General features: G+C 60.9%; 13 protein-coding genes. 1 reads left to right on the top strand and 12 read right to left on the bottom strand.

The window, feature by feature from the left end:
* Window positions 1-10: 10 nt before the first annotated feature.
* From ABCV34_RS09965 to ABCV34_RS09990, 6 genes are all read right to left on the bottom strand, one after another.
* On the bottom strand, window positions 11-982 hold the full coding sequence (locus ABCV34_RS09965) for a dipeptidase (RefSeq protein WP_345798759.1): 972 nt from the start codon (window positions 980-982) through the stop codon (window positions 11-13).
* Between the two features lie 28 nt (window positions 983-1,010).
* A complete protein-coding gene (locus ABCV34_RS09970) occupies window positions 1,011-2,081 on the bottom strand; it encodes an ABC transporter ATP-binding protein (protein ID WP_345796071.1) in 1,071 nt (356 codons plus the stop codon).
* 30 nt (window positions 2,082-2,111) lie between these two features.
* The gene (locus ABCV34_RS09975; protein ID WP_345796072.1) at window positions 2,112-2,915 is read right to left on the bottom strand and encodes an ABC transporter permease; all 804 of its coding nucleotides are present in this window, start codon (window positions 2,913-2,915) and stop codon (window positions 2,112-2,114) included.
* Between the two features lie 55 nt (window positions 2,916-2,970).
* Complete coding sequence (locus ABCV34_RS09980) at window positions 2,971-3,873, bottom strand: ABC transporter permease (RefSeq protein WP_345796073.1); 903 nt, start codon at window positions 3,871-3,873, stop codon at window positions 2,971-2,973.
* 17 nt (window positions 3,874-3,890) lie between these two features.
* Window positions 3,891-4,958, bottom strand: a complete 1,068-nt coding sequence (locus ABCV34_RS09985) for an extracellular solute-binding protein (protein ID WP_345796074.1) — start codon at window positions 4,956-4,958, stop codon at window positions 3,891-3,893.
* A 169-nt stretch (window positions 4,959-5,127) separates the two neighbouring features.
* The gene (locus ABCV34_RS09990) at window positions 5,128-5,853 is read right to left on the bottom strand and encodes an isochorismatase family protein (RefSeq protein ID WP_345796075.1); all 726 of its coding nucleotides are present in this window, start codon (window positions 5,851-5,853) and stop codon (window positions 5,128-5,130) included.
* 359 nt (window positions 5,854-6,212) lie between these two features.
* Here ABCV34_RS09990 and ftsH point away from each other — a divergent pair, with 359 nt between their 5' ends.
* Window positions 6,213-8,228: an ATP-dependent zinc metalloprotease FtsH gene (ftsH, locus tag ABCV34_RS09995; RefSeq protein WP_345796076.1), complete on the top strand. Its 2,016-nt coding sequence runs from the start codon at window positions 6,213-6,215 to the stop codon at window positions 8,226-8,228.
* Between the two features lie 40 nt (window positions 8,229-8,268).
* Here ftsH and ABCV34_RS10000 read toward each other — a convergent pair whose 3' ends face one another.
* The 6 genes from ABCV34_RS10000 to ABCV34_RS10025 all read right to left on the bottom strand — a co-directional run bounded on the left by ABCV34_RS10000 (window position 8,269) and on the right by ABCV34_RS10025 (window position 15,831).
* Window positions 8,269-9,483, bottom strand: a complete 1,215-nt coding sequence (locus ABCV34_RS10000; protein ID WP_345796077.1) for a polysaccharide lyase family 1 protein — start codon at window positions 9,481-9,483, stop codon at window positions 8,269-8,271.
* Between the two features lie 12 nt (window positions 9,484-9,495).
* The gene (locus ABCV34_RS10005) at window positions 9,496-11,415 is read right to left on the bottom strand and encodes a tetratricopeptide repeat protein (RefSeq protein ID WP_345796078.1); all 1,920 of its coding nucleotides are present in this window, start codon (window positions 11,413-11,415) and stop codon (window positions 9,496-9,498) included.
* Window positions 11,408-12,439: a sugar ABC transporter gene (locus ABCV34_RS10010; protein ID WP_345798760.1), complete on the bottom strand. Its 1,032-nt coding sequence runs from the start codon at window positions 12,437-12,439 to the stop codon at window positions 11,408-11,410. The genes ABCV34_RS10005 and ABCV34_RS10010 overlap by 8 nt, the downstream gene beginning before the upstream one ends.
* A gap of 121 nt (window positions 12,440-12,560) precedes the next feature.
* Entirely contained in the window at window positions 12,561-13,277 is a 717-nt protein-coding gene (locus ABCV34_RS10015; RefSeq protein WP_345798761.1) for an ATPase, read from the bottom strand.
* A gap of 48 nt (window positions 13,278-13,325) precedes the next feature.
* Complete coding sequence (locus tag ABCV34_RS10020; protein ID WP_345796079.1) at window positions 13,326-14,672, bottom strand: ABC transporter permease; 1,347 nt, start codon at window positions 14,670-14,672, stop codon at window positions 13,326-13,328.
* A gap of 1 nt (window position 14,673) precedes the next feature.
* Window positions 14,674-15,831, bottom strand: coding sequence for a polysaccharide biosynthesis/export family protein (locus ABCV34_RS10025; protein WP_345796080.1), 1,158 nt, complete (start codon window positions 15,829-15,831; stop codon window positions 14,674-14,676).
* Between the last annotated feature and the right edge of the window lie 21 nt (window positions 15,832-15,852).

A 15,852-nucleotide genomic window follows, 5' to 3' on the forward strand; every position in this document is an offset into this window, starting at 1 on the left:
TTGCCGAAGCTCAGCCACTCCAGACCTCATCGTAGTAGCGCATCCAGTTCAACCCCAGCACCTTTTCAATGCGAGACCCCGGCCAGCCTGCCTGCTCCATCGCCCGGGTCAGGTTGGGAAATTCACCGATCGTGCGGATGCCTTCGGGGTTGAGAATGGTACCGAAGTCAGTCAAACGCCGATAGCGGCCCTTGTCATGCATGATCCAGTCGAAGAAGCCTTTATCGTAGCCTTGGGTGAAGTCGCTGCCGATGCCCACGCAATCATCGCCAATCAGATTGATCACGTAGTCGAAAGCTTCAACATAGTCGTGAACATCCGCCTCGATCCCCCTGCGCAGAAATGGGGAAAACATGGTGACTCCCACAAAACCGCCATGATGGGCGATAAACTGCAGTTCTTCATCGCTTTTATTGCGCGGGTGATCCTTGAGCCCCGAGGGCAGACAGTGCGAATAGCACACTGGCTTGCTCGAAGCAAGAATAGCTTCGCGGGAGGTGTTCGCCCCAACATGCGACAGGTCGACCATCACGCCGCAGCGGTTCAACTCCCCGATGACTTCACGTCCATAGCCCGAAAGACCGCCATCACGCTCATAACAACCGGTACCGACCAAGTTCTGCGTGTTGTAGCAAAGCTGTACGACACGCACACCCATGTCGGCAAACGCCTCGATGCTGCCGAGCAGATCCTCGAACGCATACGAATTCTGAAAGCTGAGAATGATGCCGGTCCTGCCTTCCTTTTTCGCCTGGCGGATATCATTGGCAGTGCGCACCAGGGTCACCAGTTCCGCATTATCACGAATCAGTTTCTTCATATCCGCAATGTTCGCCACAGTATCCCGGAAACCCTCCCAGATGGATACCGTGCAACTGGCGGCGCTCAGTCCGCCTTTCCTCATGTCTTCAAAAATGGACCGATCCCACTTGGCAACGATCAGACCATCGATGACGATGCTGTCATCGTGCATGGGCCCCATGGCGCGTTCTCCCTGTTCGATAGACACGTTACGCGCCGCTGGCGGGTACCAGCACGCCGGCGTCACTGTGCCATGACAGCCGCACATCCTGCCCCTGGGGCAGAACCGTGGGACCGCCGATCACCGGTGCCTGGCGCCGCGCAGTCAGAACCATCCCCGACTCCGTACGAACTTGATAATCAATCACCAGGCCCCTATAGGTCACTAGCCGGATCTTCGCCTTCAAGGCACCCCCGCCAGCAGCGTCCTGGGCATCACCGATCTGGATGCGTTCGGGACGTAGCGCCATCACGACTTTTCCATCATCGCCAGCCGAAGCGGCCGGAACGAGGTCCCCGCTATCCACCCGGAATGCGCCCGGGCTCTCCACACGTCCGTGCAGTATGTTCGTGACCCCCATGAACTCCGCCACGAACTGGGAAGCTGGCGTATCGAAGATCTCATCCGGGGACCCCGACTGCTCCACACGCCCGTTGCGCATGACCACCACCCGGTCCGACACGCTGAGCGCTTCGTCCTGATCATGTGTCACGAACACAGTGGTGATACCCATTGAGCGCTGAATCTCGCGAATTTCGTTCTTCAGGCCCTGCCGCAGATTTGCATCGAGGTTGGACAGCGGTTCGTCGAGCAAGAGTACATCCGGCTCGATCACCAGAGCACGAGCCAGCGCGACGCGCTGCTGCTGTCCACCAGAAAGCGCCTTGGGCATGCGCTCCGCAAACTCGCGCAGCCGGACCCGGTCCAGCGCGGCATTGACCTTCTTTCGGATTTCGTCCTTCCGCACGCGCCGCATCTCCAGTCCGAACGCCACATTGGCAGCCACGGTCATATGCGGGAAGAGCGCGTAATTCTGAAAACCGAAACCCATGTTGCGCAGATTGGGCGGCAGATCGGTCACATTGCGTCCCCCCACCAGGATCTGGCCGCTGGTCGGGCGGATGAATCCGCCCAGCATGCGCAGAGTGGTGGTCTTGCCGCATCCCGAAGGTCCGAGCAATGTGACTAGCTCGCCGGAACGAATGTTCAGCGAGATGTGATCGACGGCCGTGCTGTTACCGAACTGTTTCGATAGAGCTTGAAGAATTACGTCTGACATGTCTCTCGCCTTTTCTCAAAAGTCATTGCGTTAGAAAACACGGCTCAACTTCACATAGCGGTCACTGATCAGCAGCAGCGTCCCGACGATCAGCATCTGGACGGTCGCCACTGCCGCCACCGTGGAATCCAGATTCCATTCAAGATAGTTGATCAAGGCAATCTGGAGCGTCGTGCGCCCCGGTCCCACCAGAAAGAGAGATCTTTCCAAATCGATGAATGAAATCACAAACGAAAACAGGGCTGCCGCAATCACGCCTGCCCGAATCGTAGGCAAGGTCACACGCCAGAATACAGTCAAAGGCGATGCGCCCAGACTTGCCGCGGCCTCTTCGATAGACCGGTTTGCACCAATCAATGAAGAGGTCACCAGCTTCACGGTCCAGGGCAATGCAATCAAGGCATGTGCAATCAGAAGCCCGCCAACCGTACCTGCGATCTGAATGTCCGAAATGATCTCGAACTCGATGAAAGCCATGAATAGGGAGGCTCCGCCAACGATCCCCGGCACAATAAGCGGAGACATCAGCACCGTCTGGATGGAATCCCTGCCCGGAAACTGATAGCGCACAATGGCCAGGCTGGCCGGGATGCCCAGTATCAGGCTGATGACCGTCGCAATGGCGGCAACTTCCATGCTCACCAGAAAGCCCTCGCGAAATGGATCCATGCCCCAAGCTCGCACATACCACGCCGTCGTGTAGCCTTCGGGCGGGAATGTCAGGATCTGATTGGAGAAAAAACTTGCCCAGATGATGACAGCCAGCGGCAAAACGATGAATGCGACGGAACCGATGGACAGGAATAGATAAACCTTGTTCGATAGCGTGTTCATGATTCAGCCCCCAATACAACCAGCGCACACACCGTGCTGCGAATGTTTTCATGCATCACTCGCTCCATTTACGATAATGACGCTGAGTGACCGCCGTCATTACAACCACCAGCACCAAGGTGACGGCCATCAGGGCAAATGCCAGCGCAGCCCCGAACGGCCAGTTCATGGCTTTGGTGACCTGCTGGTAGATTTCCGGCGCCATCATATGAAACTGGGGTCCGCCGAGCAGTACCGGCGTGGCATAGGCATTCATGGCCAGGATGAAGCACAACATGGTGCCGGTAAGCAAGCCGGGCATGGCCAGGGGAAGCAGGACGCGACGCACGACCGTCAGATGACGAGCTCCAAGGCTCTCGGCCGCGTGCTCCAGGTTGCTGTCTATGCTCTGTATCGTGCCTAGAAGGATGATGATCATGAAGGGCAAGAGCACAGACACCAGCCCTACCAGGACGGCGGTGGGCGTGTACATCACTTTTTCCAGCGACAAACCAACATATCCCGCCATGGTCGACAACAGCCCCTTGTCTCCCAAAACCAGCATCCATGCCGCCGTGCGCACCGCATTGCCCATCAGCAATGGCAGGACAATCATGATGAAGAACACGGATTTCCATCGATCCGACGCGATACGGGCCAAGAAGTAGGCCACCGGAAACCCGAGCATCAGGCAGATGACGGTCGATGCGGCGGACATACCCAGGGTGACAAGCAGAACATCCTGGTAAAAGCGGTCACCGAAAAACTTGCTGTAGTTCTCCAGCGTGAATGTGGAGACCATCAACTCGGCTGGCACAAACTTGTTGAAGCTGTAGCGAAACATCAGCAGCAGTGGCGCCAACAGCCCAAACACCACCAGAAGGGTTGCCGGAGCAACCAGATTGAACACAGGTGATTTGCGCTTCCGTTTGATGGGCATGGCAACGGAAGGACTGACGGAAAAGCTTGTCACAGCCATGATTCTCCCCTATGCGTTCAGACTGCGATGCTTTTGTTCCACCATTCAAGCCAAGCCGCCGTATTCTTTGCCACATACGGATAGTCGGGCATATGCAGCAAGCCCCGTTCTTCGGAAGAGAAATCGATCTTTGCGCGCACGTCCGCCGGAAGTTCCGCGTTGGCGTTCGCCGGCGCGTAGAAGCTGGCTTGTGCCAAGCCCGCCATCGCGCGCTTGTCCAGCATGGCATTTAAATAGACATATGCCGCATCGAGGTTGGGCGCCTTTTTGAGCAATGAAGCACCGAACATGACGCTAATCGCCCCGCCCCCAGGAAACTGGATATCCAGAGGCGCTCCGTCATGGATCCACTGCAGGCCCCGAGCCTTGTAATTCACCGCAATATCGACTTCGCCAGTCAGAAGCGCGGACTGAAGGTGCTGATGCGTGGCGTAGATCTTGGGTTCCGTCAACTTCTTGAGTTCAAGTAGTTGCTTCATCCCGGCTTCACCATCGTTGACCTTGCCGCTGGCGACCAGGCTGGCCATCATGACATAGTTGAAGTAGAGCTGATTGGTCAGACCCAGCTTGCCTAGCCATTTCTTGTCCCACAGCTCCTTGTACGACTTGGGAGGATCAGGGACCTTGTCCTTGTTGAATATGATGACCACGCCGCTATACAGCCACGGCACGAAGTACGGCATCGTTTGCAATTGCTCAGGAACGCTGGCGAAATTCGAGATCTTCGACTTGTCCAGGTCTGCCAAAACCCCATAGTTGTGTAGTTCGTAGGCATCGCCCTGATTGATGTGCATCACATCGATCGTCCCACGGGGCAAGCGCCGCTCTGCAAGTACTTTGGCCTTCCTGTCCGCTTCCACCCCCAGGTCGCGGACGATACGAATGCCCTGACTCTCGACAAGGGGCTTTTCGACGTAGCGGATCGTGCGGTCATTCCAGTCGCCACCCCAGTTTGAAACCACCAGCGTGCCGCCAGCGGCAAAAGAAAGTTTTGGCGCCATGGCCAGCAATCCGGCGGCGCCCAAACTACGGATGATGTCTCTCCTGGACATTGTCATGGAAGCTTGGCTTGGGGTGTATTTCATGCTTGTCTCCTGGACAATCGGCAGATTATTCCGCCTTGTATAGTTCTAACTAAGTTCAATCGATAAGATTTCTATCCATTTCCTTGCAACTACAATTTGACGTGCTGTCGCTCCAATCGGGGCCCGCCGCATTGCGCAACGAACCGCCCTTATCGAAATCCTTGGCCGTTCACGCAACGCGGCGAGCGTGTGAACTAGCTTCCGCGGCGGCTTGGCCGACACGATCGAGGTACTGCAGGCAGGTTTCAGTGGTTTCAACGTCGCCGAACTTTGCATCGATATCGAACAAATTCCAGAGTACGGCGCCAGGGACACGATCCCCGATGGCTTCCTTGACAGCAATCGTGCGGAAGCCGTCAGCGAGGCCGTCGCAGATCGTCTCGCGTACGCAGGCCGAGGCGGTCACACCGGTCACCAGGATCGTATCCACCCCCGCGGCACGCAGGTATCCGGCCAGGTAGGTACCGTGAAAAGCGCTGGCGCGTTTCTTGATCAGCGTCAGTTCGCCTTCGACAGGCGCGATGCGCGAGTCGATCGCCCAGATATCGGGGTTGCTCTGATTGACCACATCAATGGGGATCTTATTGTGCCACAAGCCCATATCAGTATTAGGGTTATGACGGTCTGTGATCTCGTAGCAGGTCGTGACATGGACGACCGGTAAGTTGTACTTGCGGAAGCCTTTTAGCAGCGCCTGCATGGAGGGAATGATCTGGTCATCGACATGCTCGCAAGTGAATGGATTTCCGGGACGCGTCCAGGCATTGGCCAGATCGACGCTGATCAACGCCGGTCGATTGCCAAAGCCGACGCGGCGCTGGAAACCCCGGTCCTGGTAACGGCGGGTTGCTTCGGCGAAAGCGGCTTCCAGTACTTGTTCCAGTTTGTCCGACATGGGGGAAGTTCCTTTAAAAGGTTATCAAGGCGACTTCGGGGCATCCTGGCGACCAGAGTTTTAACGCCCCACTCACGATGTCATCCTAGCAGTGGCACAAACTCATTTGATAATTATTTTGTGGCTATAAATGCATTTTTTGATATGAATGACATTCGATCATCCAGGCAGGTGCTGCTTGCGCAAGCCTGGGCGCCAAGTCTTCGGCAGCGATCGATGACTTCCTGGGCCACGTCGCGCCCAAAATATCTGATAACCTTTTCTGTCCCGCACAGACGGGACAGGCCGGATTTACCCGCCCAGTCTACGTTTTGCACAGCACCGCCTTCTTGCAAACATCTCATACGCAAGGAATCTGCATGAAATGGTCCAAGGCAAGCCGTCCGCCCAATCGTACCGATGCGCCACGCGGGGCGCCGGCAGGACGCCCTTCAGCGCCAGGCCAGGGTGGACAGCCGGGGGGGCTGCATCCTGGCCGCATCTGGTGGCTGTTTCTAGTCGTGCTGGCAGTCAATTATGCATTGATGCGGTTTTTCACGCCGGGCGAGGAAACGCCCATCACAATACCGTATACCGTTTTCAAAGCGCAGGTTACGCAGGGCAACGTGACCGCCATCTATAGCCAGGGTGACCGCATCGAAGGCCGTTTCGTGCACCCCTTCACCTGGCCGTCCCCTGGTGCTTCGGGTGGGGGCTCGCCGGCAGTCGGCTCGGAAAGCAGCCCTCGTACGTCGCACACATTCGAGAGCATCCTGCCGACGTTCATCGACCCGGGGTTCGAGCGTTTCCTGAATGAGCACAAGGTCGAGATCCAGGCCGTACCGATCCAGACAAGCAACTTGATGGGAACCTTGCTGTACGGCTTCGGGCCCGCGCTGATCATCATCGTCTTCTATGTCTGGATGTACCGGCGCGCGGCGCAGGGGGGCGGAGGGATGGGCGCGGCTTTTGGCATGGGCAAAAGCAAAGCGCGCCGCTACGATCAGGATACCGAGCATCGGGTCACGTTCGACGATGTGGCGGGCATCGATGAGGCCGAGAACGAGCTTGTCGAGATCGTCCACTTCCTCAAGGATCCGGAAAAATATTCGCGTCTGGGTGGCTCCGCGCCCAAGGGGGTGTTGCTCATCGGGGCCCCGGGCACCGGCAAGACCTTGCTTGCCAAGGCCGTGGCCGGGGAAGCGGGGGTGCCATTCTTTTCCATGAGCGCGGCGGAGTTCGTCGAGATGATCGTCGGTGTGGGCGCGGCACGGGTACGCGATCTGTTCCGGCAGGCTCGCGAGCATGCACCGTCCATCATTTTCATTGATGAGATTGATTCCATTGGCCGCGCGCGCGGCCAGGTAGCAATCGGCGGGACGAGCGAACAAGAACAGACGCTCAATCAGATCCTGACGGAAATGGATGGCTTTTCCGGGCGCGAAGGCGTCATCGTGCTTGCCGCCACCAATCAGCCGGACATCCTCGACAAGGCTTTGCTGCGAGCAGGTCGCTTCGACCGCCGTGTGGTGGTGAACCTGCCGGACAAGATCGGCAGGCAGGCAATCCTGAAGGTACACACCCGCAAGGTACCTCTGGCGGAGGGCACCAGCCTTTCTCAGGTGGCGGAGGCAACGCCCGGTTTGTCGGGCGCGGATCTCAAGAACCTGGTGAACGAGGCGGCCTTGCTGGCCGCCCGGCGCGAGCAGGATTTCGTGACCCAGAAAGACTTCGATGATTCACTCGAGAAAATCGTGCTGGGGCCGGAGCGGCCGTTGATTCTGAGCCACGCGGACCGCGAGCGCATCGCCTACCACGAAAGCGGACACGCGATTCTGGGCTTGTTGGTGGCCGGTGCCGACCCGGTGCACCGGGTGAGCATCGTACCGCGCGGCCAGGCGCTGGGCGTTACGTATCAACGCCCCTCATCTGACCGCTACAACTACCCCGAGGCCTACCTGCACGCCCGCATCGTCGGCATGCTGGGCGGCCGGGCAGCCGAGGAAGTCGTGTACGGCACCCGCACGACAGGCGCCGAGAACGATATCGAGCAGGCCACCGGTCTGGCGCGCAATATGGTCACGCGTTGGGGAATGAGCGACAAACTGGGTATGGTTCAGCTTGCGGAACGGCAGAATCCTTATCTCGGCAATACGTACGGCGGCGGGCCGACGCTAAGCGAGCGGACGGCAAGCCTGGTCGATGCCGAAGTCCAAGCCATTATCTCGGAATGCCACAGCAAGGCCCTGACGCTGCTGCGTGAGCATCGTCGTGCGCTGGATGCGCTGGTGCAAGCCCTGCTCGAGCGCGAGACGCTGAATGAAAAAGAGATCTGCGAAGCCACGGGCTTGCCGCCGGCAGCGCCCTTGGAGGAGCTGCCGCACACGCCGGCTTGAAAACGGCATTTCCCTGGCATTCATTAGGCCCCGGCCGGTTTCAGCCTGGACAACCCACGCCCGTGCGCGATTCGAGCAGCGGGGTATCCACGGACGTGTTGCCCGCGAACTTGCGTATTTTCTCGGCCAGATCCCGTGTCGGCTTTTCATAACCGTAGCAATACGGAGGCGTCGGAGCCGATTCGGGGCGATAGTCCCGCAGCACCGGCTTCGCATCGCCAAGATACAGGTTGTCTTTCAACCGCAGAAAGGCCTTGTAGTCGCGGGTATAGTCATACCGGGACTTCAGTTTCTCGTAGGCCTCGCGATCGGATTCGCCGTTATCCAACGCACTGCGTCCGGGCGCGATGGAGATATAGCGGCAGTAATTCACATCGATGCCTTCCACCGTGGGGAAGAACTCGGGCTCCACGCACTTGCGCCGTGAGTTGTTGCTAAAGATGTTTCCTTCGACCAGGGCCTTGGCCTCCAGACTGAAGCTCATGCCATAGAAATCCCAATTCTCCACCAGGTTGTTGAACAGGTGGAAGGTACCGAACTGCGCCCTGGGATTGCGCTGCACGGTGTTGAAGAAATAGTTGTGGTGCAGCGTCACGCGCGCGATCGAATCGCGCTGATAGTTCTGAAACAGGTTCTTCGAGGTGATGTTGTTCAGCAGCATGACCTTGTCCGAGTCGTGGAACTTGGTCCACGAGATCGTCACGTCGGTCGAACCGTTCTTCACATTGAGCAGGCGGTCAGACATCCGCGACAGGTCCATGTGGTCAACCCACACGTCGCGGCTGCCGTTGGCCACGTTCACGGCTTGCGTGAATCGGTTCAGGCGCCCGTCTATCGTCAGATGCGTCAGGATGACGTTCCGGCTTCCATAGACGCCCAACCCGTCATCGATCAAGACCACCCGCTTGCCGCGTCCGTCTATTGTCGTGTCGGACGGCACGCGCAACTGCGAATCCAGGACGACGGTCATGTCGGAGGCGAAGCGTATCCACGTCGGCCCTTTGCGGGCGTGCTTCAGCGCGGCGCGCAGCGTGCCGGGCCCCGCGTCCCGGTCCGATGTCACCTCGACAAACTTGCCGCCCAGTCCGCCCGTGGCATTGGCGCCATAGCCCTCGCGCTGCTGCAACAGCGCGGACGCGAATGAGCAATGTTCATCCGGCGCCACGCACGGCTCGCCGGCCGTCGCCGGGCCGCCATATAGTGCGGCCAGCACCGACACCTGCAGCCATGTCATCGCATTCTTTCGTGCAAACATAGAAGCCCCTCCCTATTCTTGCGCGGACCGATCCGCGGACGTCACATGACGCCAGATGCCGCCGCTCAGGCGCAGATTTTCCGGTTCACTGGCCAAGTGTTCACGAAGCCGTTCAAAATACGCCTTCTGCCAGCGCAGCGAATAGGCTTGCGCATCCTCGCCCGGATTGGCCGCCGGCAACATCTCCAGCGTGTAGGACATGCGCCCGTTCTCCCAGCGGGGCACGTAGAACACCGAGGGCACTTTCAGGCGGTACGCCAGATGGGACGCAAAACCGGAGTACGTCACGTCCTGCCCTTCGAAGGTCGTGCGCGGCGCGGCGGGGTTGATTGCCCCATCGAGGGCCAGACACAGCACGTAGCCCTCGTTGATCGCACGCATGCAGGCCTTGGCAACCTGGGCCTCGGTCTGGTCGGCGGTGGAGATCAGCGCTTCGGAATAACTGCTTCGGGCAATGCTGGGCGCCGTCGCCAGCCAGCGGGACGGAATGCCCACCAGCTCCATCGCCATCAAGCCGGCGTACATGGGGCCCACGTGCGCCGTGGCGACCACGACACCGCGTCCGGCCGCCAGCAACGGCGCAAAAAAGCGCTCACCGGTATCGAGTTCGCCCAGCAGATGCATGGCCTCTTCGGCGCGCTCCTCGCGGCATTCGAGCCAGTCGAGCAGCAGATGGTCGATCATATGGCCCCAGCGCGCCCGGTGCTCCCAGGCCGCGCGCTCGATGGACGTATCGCCGCGCAGCGACCAGGCCCAATCCAGCCGCGCCTGCGGAATGGGCACGGTATCCAGTTTTTCTTCCATGCGGGCCAGGGCTTCCTGGAACGTGCCCGGCAGCCGCGCGCTGCGCGTGGCGATGTATCGCGAGAACAGCGCCTCCGCTTCTTCCTGACGGCCCGCCTGCGTGAGCGCGCCGATGGCGGCCCGCTGCCACAGTAACTTGTCCGGGGACTTCTCGACCAGTCTCATCCACTGATCGGCCGCCTCGCCATACTGCAGGGTGTGGCGCAGCGCGCGGGCATACAGGGCGCGCGTCTGCTCCAGTTCCGGCGCCAGTTCCAGTGCCCGCGCCAGCGGCGTCACAGCTTCGTTGTAGCGGCCGGCGCGCAGCAGAGTTTCCCCATAAAGCGTCAACAGCCTTACGTCGGCCGGCGCCGCCTGCAAGCCTGCTTCGAAATGTGCCACCGCATGCACCTTGCGATCGGCTGAAGTGCCGCGCCGCAGATGCGCGAGGCCTAGCGACGAACGCAGCGCCGCGCAATCGTGGCCCGCGCGCAGTGCGGTGTCGCCAAACCGGATCGCCGCCACAGTGCGGCCATCCTCCATCAGAGCTCGCACGGCGATCGTCGCCACGCGTTCGTTCGGCAGCTTCTCCGGATCCAGCGCCGCCGCGATGCCCGCCGCCTCGGCGACATCGCCGTTGCGCACGAAAGCCATCATCCAGGCGTACGCTTCGCCCGGCTCGCTTTGGGCCAGGGCAAGGGTCGCGCGGCCAACTTCAGCCGCCTCGGCCACCCGGCTACCCTGCACGCGTAATTGAATCCGCACGGCGTGCAGCGCCGCGTTGCCGGGCTCGATGCCAGCGGCAGCATCCGCCTCGGCAATCGCCCTATCCCATTGCTCCATGCGCCCGAAAAGACTGGCGAGCAGGCGGCGGTCTTCGACGCGCGAGGGATGGACAGCAATCAGGACGCCCAGCGCGGCGATCGCGGGTCCGAACCGGCCTTCGCGCACGAAGGGCGAAACCAGCAATCGCCGGACATCACGCCAGCCGTCCTTGGCCTGTCGCAACGCCGGTTCGAGCGCAGCCATGTCGCGCTCGGGGTCGGCCGCGCCGCGGATCCGCCCGATGATTTCGCGCAAGCGGACGGTGGCGCCCTGCGGATCGGTGCCAGCCACAGGCCGGCGATTCTCCATCGCCGTATCAACCATGACGCAGTCCTCTCAACAAAGCCATCGCCACGCGAGCGATGAACATGAGCACAAAGCCCAGCGCCAGCGCCTGCAACAACAGGAGAGCCGTGCGCGGGCTGCTGGGCCGGTCCGTGGGAACCGGTTGCGCGATGATGGACAGATATCGCTGCAAGCGCAAAGCGTCCGTCATTGCCTGTTGATACGACTGCTGCGCGAGGGTCAGGTTTGAATCCGCGAACGCCTGGGCATTGCGCAGCGCCTCGTAGGATTTGAGCTGCTTGGCTTCCGCATTGTCGTCTCCGCTCAGGCGATAGCGCACGGACGCGAGCCGCTTTTTCAGGGCGGCGACTTGCAGCTCGGCCGGCTCGAGCATGAAGTGGTCTTCGTTGCCCAGGGCCTGAATCTTGTCCAGCCTGATCTGCGCGGTGCTGAGCTCCCCTTCCAGCTGACTGGACAGATTCAACAGCATCGACACCGTGGCGGCAGGGTCGACGTTTCCATGCGCCGTGCGCCATGCCGTCAGCGCGTCCCGAGCCGCGAGTGCCTTCTCCTCCGCCAGCCTGACCGACTCCTGGCTCACAGCCAGCTTGTCGGCAACGCCCTTCTCGTTCATGGTACTGACGAATTTCTCGGCCAGGCCGATCAGCGCTTTGGACAGCGTGGCCGCGTCTTCCGAGGAAAACGCGCTGACCCGCAGCACATCGATCTGCTCCAATGCGTTGAACGAGACATGCACCGACGCCTGGTAAGCTCGATACAGCTCGTCCTCGCTGGAATCCTCGGAAAGATGATTGAGCGGGTCCAATCCGGCGTTGGTCAGATAACGGCGCAGGCCGACCTCCTGGTCGAGCTGCTGCATGCTGTCACGCGACTTCACAAAGTCGGCGACCGCCCACCCATCCACGAAGCCGCCGAGCATGCCGCCCGAATTTCCCGTGGTGAGCAGACCGGCCGCTGCGCCCGCGCCGCCTTGCTGGACGGATGCCGACTGCACGAAGAACCGTGACTCCGCCTCATAGCGCGGCGTGGCGACGAAATGCACGTAGACCAAGGCGAGCGCCACCGGCGCCACGACGATCAGGGCGTTGATCCAGCGATGGCGGCGGCGCTCGCGCAGCGCCGACTGCCGCTCGCGGCGACGACGCTCGATCTCCGACCCGCCTTCAGAACCCGAGCTGGCCCTCGTCGATGCCGTCGCCGAGGTCGTCTCCTCGTGTTCCGGAGTCGCCTCGTGATCGTCGCGGGGGAAACCTGGTGAGGCACTGGTCCAGGTCGTCGTCGATGCGGAGCGCGCTTCGTTCATAGATCAAACCTTTGAAACAATAGTCCGCCAACTGATTCTGGCGGTAGCTGGAGAAAATGAGAGTCCGACTCACCAGCCGTTCTTCGAACAGGGCGAGCCAGAGGCGCGTGAAACGGCAGGGCTCGAAGGGAATGCTCCCTTCGATCACGTAGACGTCGAACGCCGGCGCCAGCGCCAGGGCGAACGAAAACTCCTGCCGCGCGTAGAGCGGCCAATGCTCCATGGGCTTGGCCAGGCATTTGGGATCGCTGATCAGGTCCGCAACCAGCTCGTGCGTCGCATCGGCGTCGATCTCGTACATTTCACTGACGAAATCGATCATGCTCAGGCCGGTTGCCTTGCCGCGAATGAAGCCTTGCCGGCCGATCGCCCACGACACGGTGCAATCATGCTTGACGAAGCCCCGGCTCGGCGGACGCAAGCCGCACAGTACGTCCAACAGATGGCGATGCATTTCCGGTACGTGCGACAGCAAGGCATAGCGCCCGACCGGGATATCGAGATGGGCATGAGCCAGCAACGCTTGCCGGCGGCCGAAGACATACGGCTCGTCGGTCACGCCATTGAACTGGATAATCTTCCCAGGGTCTGTCAACATTAAAAAAGGCCTCGCACAGGTTCTACCTCACATCGGCTGGACACGGGGGCGAGCCAGGGTCTCGGCCATCAGGGCGACCACCATCAGGAATACCAGCGAGGTCAGGAAATAGCCCAGGCTGGCATCGTGCGACTGGTACGCGGGGAAGTAAGCCGAACGCAGCAACTGCATGCCATGCGCGAACGGCGACCAGAGCACCCACGGACGCAATTGCTCCGGAAACTGTTCCGATACGAAAAAGACGGACGCGAAGATCTGCAGAAAACGTTCGATAATCGGCGCAAGCCGCAGAAAGAAGCGCCAGAAAGTCGCGATCGTTCCGAACAGCAACCCCATCGCCGCGCCGCAACACCCCATCAGAACGACGAAAAGCATGAAGCCGGCCCAGCTGACCGGCAAGGTAATGAGGCCTAGCGCGTGGCCCGCGCCGATCAGCACCGCGAACACCACCAGATAGACCGACACATAGATCAGCGACTGCACCAGCGCGCACATCAAGGGCGTGACGCCCTGGAAGTTCAGCAGGCCGCGGGCCGACACATAGGCCGTGCTGCTCCGGAAGGCGATCTGCCGGAACATGATCCAGGTCGTCGCTCCCAACAGCGCGAACGTCTGCACGTCCATGCCCATGATGTAATGCGTACCCATCAGGATATACAGCGACGAAATCAAGGTCAGCAGCACCACGGGACCGACCAGTGCCCACACCAAAGCGATGCGGCTCTCGCCCTGCATCTCACGCAACTGATAGATGAACATCGCCATCAGCGTGCGCCCGGCTGGCCGGACCTTGCCGGCCATGTCCGGCGGGCGCCCTTCGTGCAAGACGCGCAACCGGTCCCGCAGGATCGCCAGATCGCCCGCTTCGTCCTGCTCCACCTCGATTTCCAGCGCAATGTCGTTGCGTGACGCATGGCGCCGCGCTTCACGCGCCTCGTCCTGCTTGCGTCGCTCCACACGCCGCGCATGCGCCACGGCCAGGCGCTCGTCCTCGGCCACCAGCTTGGCCGGCATGTAGCCCGGCTCGAATACCGCCACGCCCGCGCGGATGTCCTGTTCCAGGAGGCGCACGATGATGCGCAGGCGCCGCCGGGAAAAACCGGCCAGGTTTTCGTCGACCGCGCTGCGCGCGATCTCCGCCTCCAGCTCCGCCTGCACCGCCTCATACACCGCCCGCCGGGCTGCCACGGAATCGTGCGGCTCGCCCTGCAAGCGGGCAATCAGGGGTTTGAACAGCACGGCCGGCGTGGCCCTGGCTTCGAACAGCGCGGCCGGATCCAGCCGCCAGTCGGCGACCCCGGACCCTACCGTATAGTTCCCGTCTTCTCGGCGCGATCGCCAGCCTTTGATCCGCTCCTCGTTGCTCTTCGACATGCTATTGGGCTGGCGCGGGCGCGCCGGCGCCCGTATCGTTGTCGATGTTCTTCGTGGCGCTGAAGCCCGCGCTCATCGTGAAGCGGAAGGCCGACAGGACCTTCTGCACCTGCGTGAACGGCGCGTCCGAAATATAGATCGCCTGGCCTTCGTGCACTGTGAATTCGCGCGCCAGCGCCACCTGCTCCGGACGGGTCAGGTCAAACTGGTAGACCACAGGCAGCTTGTCCGGCTTGCCGGCCACCCCGGCCTTTGCGGGTGTGAACAGGAACACGGAACGCGGATCCGCCAGCTTGTCGTCCAGCCCCCTGGAATCGGCCAGCGCATCCAGCACGCTGTAATTGCGCTTGCTGATGGCCACGCGCCCTTGGGTGCCAGCCGCTCCCAGCACGGTCAGGAACTCCTTGGAGTCATAAACGGTAATGACATCGCCCGATCGCAACAGGATGTCGTTGTTCTGGTTCCGGTAGATATCCGACAGCCGCACCGACGCCACCTGCTTGTCGCGGCGCAGGCTGATGATCAGTTGCTCGGGATTCTCCTGTACCGGCGCCGCCTGCGCCAGCGCGCTGCTCAGGCGCTGGGAGGTCTGCGTGATGGGATACATGCCGGGCTTGGTCAGGTTTCCCTGCACCGTCACCACCTGCCCGCGTTCGTCGGCAGCGCGTGTCACACTGACGTCGGCGCCCACGACAAGCTTGCTCAGGCGCGCCATCACGGCGTCATGCAGCTGTCCGAGGGTCAGGCCCTCGGCCTGAAATTTGCCGAGGATGGGAAACGAGACATGGCCCGAACGGTCGATTTCATGGTTTCCCAGGTCGCTCACGCCGGACGGGTCCGCCGCGAACACGCCCAGGTCACCGCGCTCCCACACCTTGATGTTGATGCCGTCGCCAGGCACCAGCTGGTCGAATCCCGCTTGCGTCAGGTCGCGGTAGCGTACGGGAAAATTGGCCACCTCGGGATCCCGGCTCTGCTGTGCAAGTTCGCGCGACACGGGCATCACGATGACGTCCTTGTCATCGTGAGCCCCCATCATTTCACTTAGCATGGGGCCGGACCGCGGAAGTTGACAACCCGTGAGTGTCAGTGCGGCAAGCAGCAGCATGGTCAGGGTCGTGTGGCGCCGCGCGTTCAGGGTCAGGGCTTTCATTTGCATAAGATCATTCCACTTCAGCCG

Source organism: Castellaniella sp. MT123 (genome assembly GCF_039614765.1).
Classification (GTDB): Bacteria; Pseudomonadota; Gammaproteobacteria; order Burkholderiales; family Burkholderiaceae_B; genus Castellaniella.

Excerpts from the sequence above, each read along its gene's own strand:
- ABCV34_RS09975 (WP_345796072.1), bottom strand. The coding sequence starts at position 2,915 with ATGAACACGCTATCGAACAAGGTTTATCTATTCCTGTCCATCGGTTCC.
- ABCV34_RS09980 (WP_345796073.1), bottom strand. The coding sequence starts at position 3,873 with ATGGCTGTGACAAGCTTTTCCGTCAGTCCTTCCGTTGCCATGCCCATC.
- ABCV34_RS10025 (WP_345796080.1), bottom strand. The coding sequence starts at position 15,831 with ATGCAAATGAAAGCCCTGACCCTGAACGCGCGGCGCCACACGACCCTG.
- ABCV34_RS09990 (WP_345796075.1), bottom strand. The coding sequence starts at position 5,853 with ATGTCGGACAAACTGGAACAAGTACTGGAAGCCGCTTTCGCCGAAGCA.
- ABCV34_RS09985 (WP_345796074.1), bottom strand. The coding sequence starts at position 4,958 with ATGAAATACACCCCAAGCCAAGCTTCCATGACAATGTCCAGGAGAGAC.
- ABCV34_RS10020 (WP_345796079.1), bottom strand. The coding sequence starts at position 14,672 with ATGTCGAAGAGCAACGAGGAGCGGATCAAAGGCTGGCGATCGCGCCGA.
- ABCV34_RS10000 (WP_345796077.1), bottom strand. The coding sequence starts at position 9,483 with ATGTTTGCACGAAAGAATGCGATGACATGGCTGCAGGTGTCGGTGCTG.
- ABCV34_RS09970 (WP_345796071.1), bottom strand. The coding sequence starts at position 2,081 with ATGTCAGACGTAATTCTTCAAGCTCTATCGAAACAGTTCGGTAACAGC.
- ABCV34_RS10005 (WP_345796078.1), bottom strand. The coding sequence starts at position 11,415 with ATGGTTGATACGGCGATGGAGAATCGCCGGCCTGTGGCTGGCACCGAT.
- ABCV34_RS09965 (WP_345798759.1), bottom strand. The coding sequence starts at position 982 with ATGGGGCCCATGCACGATGACAGCATCGTCATCGATGGTCTGATCGTT.
- ftsH (WP_345796076.1), top strand. The coding sequence starts at position 6,213 with ATGAAATGGTCCAAGGCAAGCCGTCCGCCCAATCGTACCGATGCGCCA.